Raw genomic sequence first — 8,364 nt, forward strand, 5'->3', positions numbered from 1 at the left:
CAAATGGGCTGCGGCCTTTTTGATTCAGGACTTGCTTACAATTCCTGCGCTTCATATACATTTATTTTTTACTGGATAGAGATATATTTCTTCTCTTCTACAGCAGGTTTTGCTTCTTTCTTGGGTACGAACAGTGTCAGAATACCATGTTCAAAGGATGCCTTGATATCCTCTTCTGTGATATCTTCGCCAACATAATAGCTTCTCTGACATGCGCCTGCATAACGCTCACGTCTGATGTACTTGCCTGTCTTCTTGTCTTCCTTATCTTCATCAAGACCCTTTGCTGCACTGACGGTCAGGTAACCATTATTCAATTCAGCCTTAATCTCGTCTTTCTTGAAGCCCGGAAGATCAATCTCAAGTTCATAGCCATTGTCCAGTTCCTTGATATCTGTCTTCATCAGATTGCCTGCATGGTGACCATACAGTTTCTTCTCTGCCTTATCTTCTGCTCTGTTGTCATAATAAAATGGAAAACCAAAGAAATCATCAAATAAATTATTGTTAAAAATGCTAGGTAACATAAGTCATATCTCCTTTTCAATCAAATATCTATATTCCAATCTGTTAACTGTTATTGTCTAAAAACATCTGAGCCGGTGAATCATTATCCCTCAATGGATATATATTTCTTCTGCTCTACTGCAGGCTTTGCTTCCTCTTTCGGAATTTCAAGCTTCAAGGTGCCATCCTCGAACTTAGCCTTGATGTCTTCCTGTTTAACACCTTCACCAACATAGAAGCTTCTGCTGCATGAACCGCTGTAACGTTCACGTCTGAGGTACTTGCCCTCCGAGTTCTTCTCATCTGTCTGCTTATTCGATACAGCACTGACGGTCAAGTAGCCATCCTTCAGTTCAGCTTTCACATCTTCCTTCTTTACTCCCGGCATGTTCATCGTTACTTCATAACCATGATCTGTGTCTTTCACATCTGTGGTCATCAAACCTGCTGCATTATAATTATAATCTCCATCAAATGGGAATCCAAAAAAGTCATCTAACAAATTCTCTCCAAAAATACTAGGCATTAACATAAGTCATATCTCCTTTCAAAAGATATCTTAAAATCTAATCAAGCACTTTCGGATTGCTCCTGAGTGTTATCAACATTTTCAACTCCGGATTCGGAACTCTTCTTTTTGTTCCTCTTCCTTTGTTCTATATGTAATATAACACTCATTATTAGCACTGTCAATAGGTGAGTGCTAATTTTTTGTGAACATTTTGTGAACTTTCAAAATCTTATCCATTACACAATCAAAAAAGGCGTAAATCATATCATATGATATGATTTACGCCTGGCTTCATACTGATTTCAGATATATTGTTCTAAATTGACCGGATTATATCTGAGTCATCCGGTTGTGTACTCCGGGATACCCGTCAGATACTTGCTTAAATCGATTTCTCCCATCAATCCGTCAAATGTTAAACAGGATCCAGCAAATCCAAACAATCCGAAAGGAACAGACGTTTTTATGTTTGCAGCCGCCAGCACAGAAGCACCAATGATTTAATGGCATTAATCAGTGTTCCTTCCCTGACACCATTTAATCTGTGAAAAGCCAGCAGTGCAACAACCATTGCGCTCACTGTCAGGAAACTGTCAAATCCTACCTTCACATTTCCAAATTTCATGCCTGTTGTCTGTGAGATTGCACGTACCAGTGCTCCCGCAGGCAGCATTTTCCGTATTTCTGATCCGCTCATTGTAGTTCTCCCCGCAATATCCCCGTCAGGATGTAAAAAAATAACAGACATCCCTTAACTCCCCTGTTGTAGGGGCTTTTCGAGATGTCTGTAAAGAGAGCCGCATCATGGCTGTTCCTAATATTTATCTTTATGAAAATGGAAAATGTTATGATGACAGCATTCTGATTAACCGGGACGGGCAGATTCCCGGGATTCAGAAGATGGTACATGTAACTCAGGCGGACTGAATTTTACGAATAGCCGCTTACAGGTTTTCCAATATATAAAAACGATTGTTTTCCTCAGCTGCTTTTTCCCGCATTTTCGTGTAAAGCAGCTCACGGTCGGAATCATCATCATTAATGATTATTTCGACAATTGTCCAGATATCCTCATCTGAAAGATTGGTCTCAAAACATGAAAAAAAGATAACAGCACCAAATTGGCTGTATGGAGCTATATCCGATGTCGGCAATTCGTAATCCGGGAACCGTTTTTGAAATTCTGCAAGCCAGCTTTCCTCTATCGGAACATATGTATCACGGATGCGCGCATTGTGTACCACGCGAAGGCCACCGTGATTACCCTTGATGATGATTCCCCTTTTTTCTATTTTGTTGCACAAATAAACATACTGGAGTGTATCTGCAATATCGCCCGGCAATGCAACTGTGCGAATTTGTGTTGTAGGTTTGATACGTTCGAACATGTGACGATTTTCCTTTCTGTTAAAAAGAGACTGTTTTTTTCCGTGAAATAACCAGACCAATGAATATCAGTGCCGCACCGGCCACTGAGGCCATGGTCATTTTCTCATGAAGCACCAGAAACAGGAAATTGGCGAGGACTTCCGGCTTCATCAGTATCTCCGGTTTCCAGCTGGCTTTCTGCTGGATCAGCACTGGGATCAAAAATAGAATACCATAGAAATACACTCTTCTTGTAACGGCCACGATCGGATATTCCCACTCACCGATTTTCTTGATCAGCGCCGAATAGCAGCCCCATGAGATCATCTCCAGAAAGGCCAGACCATCTCCCAGGGGATTAAGCTGCATATTTTTCCGCATAGCGCCTATCTCAGCTAATGATAACCGAAAATCTATATATTTTCAATATCTATCCATTTTCTTATCGCCCGACATTTCAAGTTTTCCCCAAAAAAACTAAAGAAAACTTTACCATAAAAATTGTTTTTAGGGGGGTTGTCTTTTCCAGATTTTTCTGTTATTATCCAAAAGGATTATCTCTATGCGAGATTGACCACTTCTATAAGTGGTCAATCATTGACAAAATTTGAAAGTTAAACGGAGGTGAGTTTTCATGGACAGTTGCATAGGTCGAAGTAAGATATGCGGTGAACAGAAGTATACAGTCAGAATGCGGCTATTCGGAAAGCTCAACCTTAGACCCATAAGCAAATCTTAATACAATATTTGTGCCTGCAAAGCAGACACAACCTATTCGTATGGGATTTGCCTCTGCTTTGCAGACATGATGCCTTTGGGCAGCCTCCTCTCTATACGCAATCTATATTTTCGTGCGTTCTTTTGTACATCGCATCCAACAGTCTATGCTATTAAACTGAAACGTGAAGCGATGTATTTTTTATGCCCTTTTTTTGGGTGACAAGGAGGACGACATGAAAAGAAAAATGTTTTACAAGAAAGATTATGTAAAAGAACTGTTAAAGATTATCCGCACAGAAACAGATACCACCAAATTGCCAAAGTTGCTTTCCGATTACCATGAGAAAGATATTGCTGAAGCGATCACCTTACTGAGCGAAACCGAAAGAAGACAACTCTATCCTGTCCTCGGCGCACAGAAAGTGGCTGAAATCTTTTCCTATCTGGATGATTCCGAAAAATATATTGAAGAACTGCCGATTGAAAAGGCTGCCAAAGTGGTTTCTTACATGGATGCCGATGATGCACTGGACATTCTGGATGATCTGACCGAACACAAAAAACAGGAACTTGTCAACCATCTGGATGAAGATATCCGAAAGGACGTCCGCAGACTGCTTTCCTATGATGATGACGAAATCGGCAGCTGCATGACCAACAACTTCATCTGCATTTCCGACAAATTATCCATCCGTGAAGCCATGAGCACTCTCATTCGCCAAGCTGGTGAACATGACAATATTTCCACCATTTACGTTGTGGATAAGGATGAGAAATTTGTAGGTGCCATTGATCTGAAGGATTTGATCATTGCCCGCGAAAATGATGCCCTGTCCGACATTATTAGCCGTTCCTATCCTTATGTCTGCGAACACGAGAAAATCAACGACTGCATTGACAAGATTGCCGATTACGAAGAAGACTCTCTTCCTGTTCTGACCAAAGAGGGCCGCATCATCGGCATCCTGACCGCAACGGACATTGTGGAACTCGTTGACGATGCCATGGGCGATGATTATGCAAAGCTCGGTGGTCTGACATCTGAAGAAGACTTAAATGAACCGACCATCATCAGCATGAAGAAAAGACTGCCCTGGCTGATCATCCTGTTATTTCTGGGCATGGGTGTATCCTCGGTTGTGGGTATCTTTGAATCCGTTGTTGCCGTTCTGCCGATTGTCATCTGTTTCCAATCACTGGTTCTTGATATGGCAGGCAATGTCGGCACACAGTCCCTGGCTGTTACTATCCGTGTTCTGATGGATGAAAACCTGAACACAAGAAAGAAACTCTACCTTCTCGGCAAAGAAATGAGAATCGGTTTCTTCAATGGCATCAGCCTTGGCCTGATGGCTCTGGTATTTCTCGGTGTCTACATCCACTTTTTCAAGAAATACGCATGGCTTTCCGCTTTCCTGATCTCAGGCTGTGTCGGCCTCTCACTGATTGTGGCCATGGTAGTTTCCAGCATGATCGGCACCATTGTGCCAATGTTTTTCCACAAAATCCACGTGGACCCGGCGGTTGCATCCGGCCCGCTGATTACAACTGTCAATGATCTGGTAGCTGTCGTTACATACTATGGACTGGCAATGGTATTCCTGATTGATGTTTTCCATATTTGACAAACGTCTCCTTATGGTTTATATTAGTTCATAAATAGATATTTCAAATTTGAACTAATTATTCCATAAGGAGGCTTTTTGTGAAATTAGGTATTGAATTTTCAAGGAAACTGTCTCTGGCCTATGAAAGCATGTGCAAACCGCTCTGCCATGAACTGAAACTGCCCCAGACAGCTTTTGATATTCTTATGTTTCTGGCCAATAACCCTGAATTCAAAACAGCCAGAGATATTGTCAAAGTCCGAAAGCTTAAAGCGAATCTTGTCTCTGTCAACATTGATAAGCTTGTGAATGAAGGTTATCTAATTCGAAAGAATGTAGAAGGTGACCGACGTAAAGTCCAGCTTCTCTGTACCGATAAGGCACAGCCTATCATCAGCAGAGGCCAGCAGCTGCAGGAACACTTTGTTGAACAGCTTTTTGCAGACATCGACGATGCCACACGTCAAACCATATTCCAGGGCATGCAGCAAATGGAACTCAATCTGAATCTTATTCTGGAGGACAACTAGTTATGCATTTACTTTTTACGATTATTGTTACTTTTTTTGCCGGCATGGGAGCCGGTCTCGGAACAGGTTTTGCCGGTATGAGTGCTGCCGCCGTCATCAGTCCGATTCTCATCACCTTTCTCGGTATTGACCCCTATATGGCCGTAGGCATTGCATTATCATCCGATGTACTGGCCAGCGCCGTTTCTGCTTATACTTACGGCAAGAACAAGAATCTGGATATCAAAAACGGCCTGATCATGATGTTTACTGTCTTGATCTTCACTGTTGTGGGCAGCTATATATCCAGCCTGGTTCCATCCGCAACCATGGGCAATTTCTCCGTCTTTATGACTTTCCTGTTGGGTATCAAATTCATTGTGAGACCGGTTATGACTACCAAGGAAGCGATGCAGGGCGTATCCGCTAAGAAACGTGCCATGCAGTCTGTTATCTGCGGTATCATTATCGGATTTATATGCGGCTTTATCGGTGCCGGCGGCGGTATGATGATGCTTCTGATCCTGACTTCTGTTCTGGGATACGAACTCAAAACAGCCGTTGGAACAAGCGTCTTTATCATGACCTTCACCGCATTTACCGGAGCAGTCTCTCATTTTGCCATCGGCGGCCTGCCGGATCCTGCTGTCTGGATCCTGTGCATCATCTTCACTCTGATCTGGGCCAGAATTGCTGCGGTATTGGCCAACAAAGCCACACCAAAGACATTGAACCGTGCAACCGGTGTAATCCTTGTTGTTCTCGGGGTCGTTGTTATGGCGTTCTCATTTTTATCGTAAATAACAAAATAAAACACACTCTGTGAATTCCGGCTCATAATTCACAAAATTTGAAGCACTCATTGCGTAAATGAGTGCTTCATTTGTTTTATGGCGTTAACATTTTCTTTCGCCGATTATCTGTTTTTAACCGAGAATTTTCACCGAATCGTTTTTCTTGTTCTCTCAAAACAATTCCTTTACAATCGGATAAATCCTTCTGAAATACTGATAGCGTTCTTCGTATTTCCTGGTCAGCTCAGGTTCCGGTGTCACTGTGTCCACCACCTTGACAATCTTTGCTGCTGCAGTCTCCACATCCGGATATTCTCCGCATCCCACAGCCGCCAGCATAGCACCTCCGAGTGCCGGGCCTTCTTCATTCTCAAGAACATCCACCTTCAGATTCATTACATTGGCAATGATCTGACGCCACAGAGGGCTCTTCGCACCGCCGCCGCAGATCTTTGTTCTCTCTGGGCTGATACCGAGACTTCTGGCTACCTCCAGAGAATCTCTCAGACCAAAAGCAACACCTTCCAGGACTGCCTGGGTCATTTCTTCTCTTGTTGTATCCATAGACATGCCGATGAACATGGCTCTTGCGTCCGGATTATTGTGGGGCGAACGCTCACCCATCAGATACGGAAGAAAATAGACATGATTTTCACCCAGCTTCGTAATTCCCGTCTGCTCCGCGCTATAATCTTTGGTTTTCAGAATTTCTTCATTCCACCATTTATTGCAGGATGCTGCACTGAGCATGCAGCCCATCAGGTGGTAATGACCATCCGCATGGGCAAAGGAATGCAGCGCATTGTATTCATCCACACCGAAATGCTCGCTGGAAATGAAAATTGTTCCGGAAGTCCCCAGCGAAATATTGCATTTGCCTTCTCCCACTGTACCTGTTCCCACTGCCGCTGCTGCATTATCGCCGGCACCGGCAATAATTTTTACATTTTCAGAAAAGCCCAGTTCCTCTGCGATTTCCTTTTTCAGTGTACCCACCACTTCATAGCTCTCATAAAGCTCTGGCAGCATTTCTCCTGTAATACCGCAGATCTCAAGCATTTCCTTTGACCAGCAGCGATGCTTCACATCCATCAGAAGCATACCGGATGCATCGGACACATCTGTACAGAAAGTACCAGATAACCGATAAGCCAGATAATCCTTCGGCAGCATGATTTTCACAATCTTCGCAAAATTCTCCGGCTCATGCTTTCGCATCCACAGAATCTTCGGTGCCGTAAAACCGGCAAAGGCAATATTCGCTGTATAGGCAGACAGCTTATCCTTGCCAATCACCGTATTCAGATAATCCGTCTCCTCACCGGTTCTGCCGTCATTCCACAGAATCGCCGGACGAATTACCGCATCATCCGCATCCAGCACAACCAAACCGTGCATCTGCCCACCAAAGCTGATGCCCGCCACCTGAGACCTGTCACACTCCGCCGTCAGCTCCTTCAAGCCATCCATCGCCTGAGTAAACCAGTCCTCCGGACGCTGCTCAGACCACCCCGGCTGCGGAAAAAACAGCGGATACTCTCTGGACACAACCTTCTTAATATCGCCAGAAGCATCCATCATTAGCAGCTTTACCGCGGAAGTTCCCAGGTCGACTCCTATATATAACATATAATCACCTTTATTAGCCCCAAGGGTTTTCTGTTGGATAGCGCACGCCTGCCGGCTGGTTATAGCCAATCTCCTCTACCGGCACGCCGATATACTTAAATACCTCAAACAGTGCCTTGCCGTAATGGCCGAATGCTACTGCGCCATGATGCGGGAAGCCTTTCTCAATCAGAACGTGACGATAGAATCTGCCCATTTCAGGAATGGCAAAGACGCCGATGGAACCAAAGGAACGTGTTGCCACAGGAAGGACTTCGCCCTGAGCTACATAAGCACGAAGCTTATTGTCTGCTGTGCTCTGCAAACGGTAAAATGTGATGTCACCCGGTTTGATATCTCCTTCAAGGGTACCCTGTGTCACTTCCTCAGGCAGTGTTCTTGCCATAATCTTCTGGTACTTCATCTCGCAGAAGGACAGCTTGCTGGAAGCTGTATTGCCACAATGGAAGCCCATGAATGTATCTTTCTGAGTATAGTTATATTTACCCTTTATATCGCTGTTGTACATATCAGACGGTACAGAATTGTTGATATCCAACAGTGTAACTGCATCCTGGCTGACAACCGTTCCGATAAACTCGCTGAGTGTACCGTAAATATCCACTTCACAGGATACCGGAATACCCTGAGCCGTCAAACGGCTGTTGACATAACATGGCACAAAGCCGAACTGTGTCTGGAATGCAGGCCAGCATTTGCCTGTCAAAGTTACATACTTG

At 44.0% G+C, this 8,364-nt stretch carries 11 protein-coding genes and 1 pseudogene; 4 read left to right on the forward strand and 8 right to left on the reverse strand.

The window, feature by feature from the left end; translation table 11 throughout:
* Positions 1–68: 68 nt before the first annotated feature.
* From WMO25_RS11175 to WMO25_RS11185, 4 genes and pseudogenes are all read right to left on the reverse strand, one after another.
* Entirely contained in the window at positions 69–527 is a 459-nt protein-coding gene (locus WMO25_RS11175) for an Hsp20/alpha crystallin family protein (protein ID WP_022075062.1), read from the reverse strand.
* A gap of 83 nt (positions 528–610) precedes the next feature.
* Complete coding sequence (locus tag WMO25_RS11180; RefSeq protein ID WP_215690375.1) at positions 611–1,039, reverse strand: Hsp20/alpha crystallin family protein; 429 nt, start codon at positions 1,037–1,039, stop codon at positions 611–613.
* Between the two features lie 323 nt (positions 1,040–1,362).
* Positions 1,363–1,475, reverse strand: a pseudogene (locus tag WMO25_RS18940) (transposase); the annotation flags it as partial.
* 6 nt (positions 1,476–1,481) lie between these two features.
* On the reverse strand, positions 1,482–1,715 hold the full coding sequence (locus WMO25_RS11185) for a DUF6198 family protein (protein ID WP_349085383.1): 234 nt from the start codon (positions 1,713–1,715) through the stop codon (positions 1,482–1,484).
* Between the two features lie 107 nt (positions 1,716–1,822).
* Between WMO25_RS11185 and WMO25_RS11190 the strand changes: the two genes are divergently transcribed.
* A complete protein-coding gene (locus WMO25_RS11190) occupies positions 1,823–1,945 on the forward strand; it encodes a hypothetical protein (RefSeq protein WP_349085384.1) in 123 nt (40 codons plus the stop codon).
* Positions 1,946–1,962: 17 nt separating this feature from the next.
* Here WMO25_RS11190 and WMO25_RS11195 read toward each other — a convergent pair whose 3' ends face one another.
* Together WMO25_RS11195 and WMO25_RS11200 are read right to left on the reverse strand one after the other, a co-directional pair.
* A complete protein-coding gene (locus WMO25_RS11195) occupies positions 1,963–2,406 on the reverse strand; it encodes a hypothetical protein (protein ID WP_349085385.1) in 444 nt (147 codons plus the stop codon).
* A 19-nt stretch (positions 2,407–2,425) separates the two neighbouring features.
* Positions 2,426–2,767: a hypothetical protein gene (locus tag WMO25_RS11200; RefSeq protein WP_349085387.1), complete on the reverse strand. Its 342-nt coding sequence runs from the start codon at positions 2,765–2,767 to the stop codon at positions 2,426–2,428.
* Between the two features lie 572 nt (positions 2,768–3,339).
* Here WMO25_RS11200 and mgtE point away from each other — a divergent pair.
* The 3 genes from mgtE to WMO25_RS11215 all read left to right on the forward strand — a co-directional run bounded on the left by mgtE (position 3,340) and on the right by WMO25_RS11215 (position 6,022).
* Positions 3,340–4,731 (forward strand): magnesium transporter, encoded by a 1,392-nt coding sequence (gene mgtE / locus WMO25_RS11205; protein ID WP_349085388.1) that lies wholly within the window; start codon positions 3,340–3,342, stop codon positions 4,729–4,731.
* An 80-nt stretch (positions 4,732–4,811) separates the two neighbouring features.
* The gene (locus tag WMO25_RS11210) at positions 4,812–5,243 is read left to right on the forward strand and encodes a MarR family winged helix-turn-helix transcriptional regulator (protein ID WP_349085389.1); all 432 of its coding nucleotides are present in this window, start codon (positions 4,812–4,814) and stop codon (positions 5,241–5,243) included.
* Between the two features lie 2 nt (positions 5,244–5,245).
* Complete coding sequence (locus WMO25_RS11215; RefSeq protein ID WP_349085390.1) at positions 5,246–6,022, forward strand: sulfite exporter TauE/SafE family protein; 777 nt, start codon at positions 5,246–5,248, stop codon at positions 6,020–6,022.
* 165 nt (positions 6,023–6,187) lie between these two features.
* Here the strand turns inward: WMO25_RS11215 and xylB are convergent, their stop codons facing one another.
* The gene (gene xylB / locus WMO25_RS11220; protein ID WP_349085392.1) at positions 6,188–7,645 is read right to left on the reverse strand and encodes a xylulokinase; all 1,458 of its coding nucleotides are present in this window, start codon (positions 7,643–7,645) and stop codon (positions 6,188–6,190) included.
* 13 nt (positions 7,646–7,658) lie between these two features.
* Positions 7,659–8,364 (reverse strand): L-fucose/L-arabinose isomerase family protein (locus WMO25_RS11225; RefSeq protein WP_435384308.1); only part of this gene is annotated, 706 nt, incomplete at its 5' end.

Source organism: Coprococcus intestinihominis (genome assembly GCF_040096555.1).
In the GTDB taxonomy this organism is placed as follows: Bacteria; Bacillota; Clostridia; order Lachnospirales; family Lachnospiraceae; genus Coprococcus_A; species Coprococcus_A intestinihominis.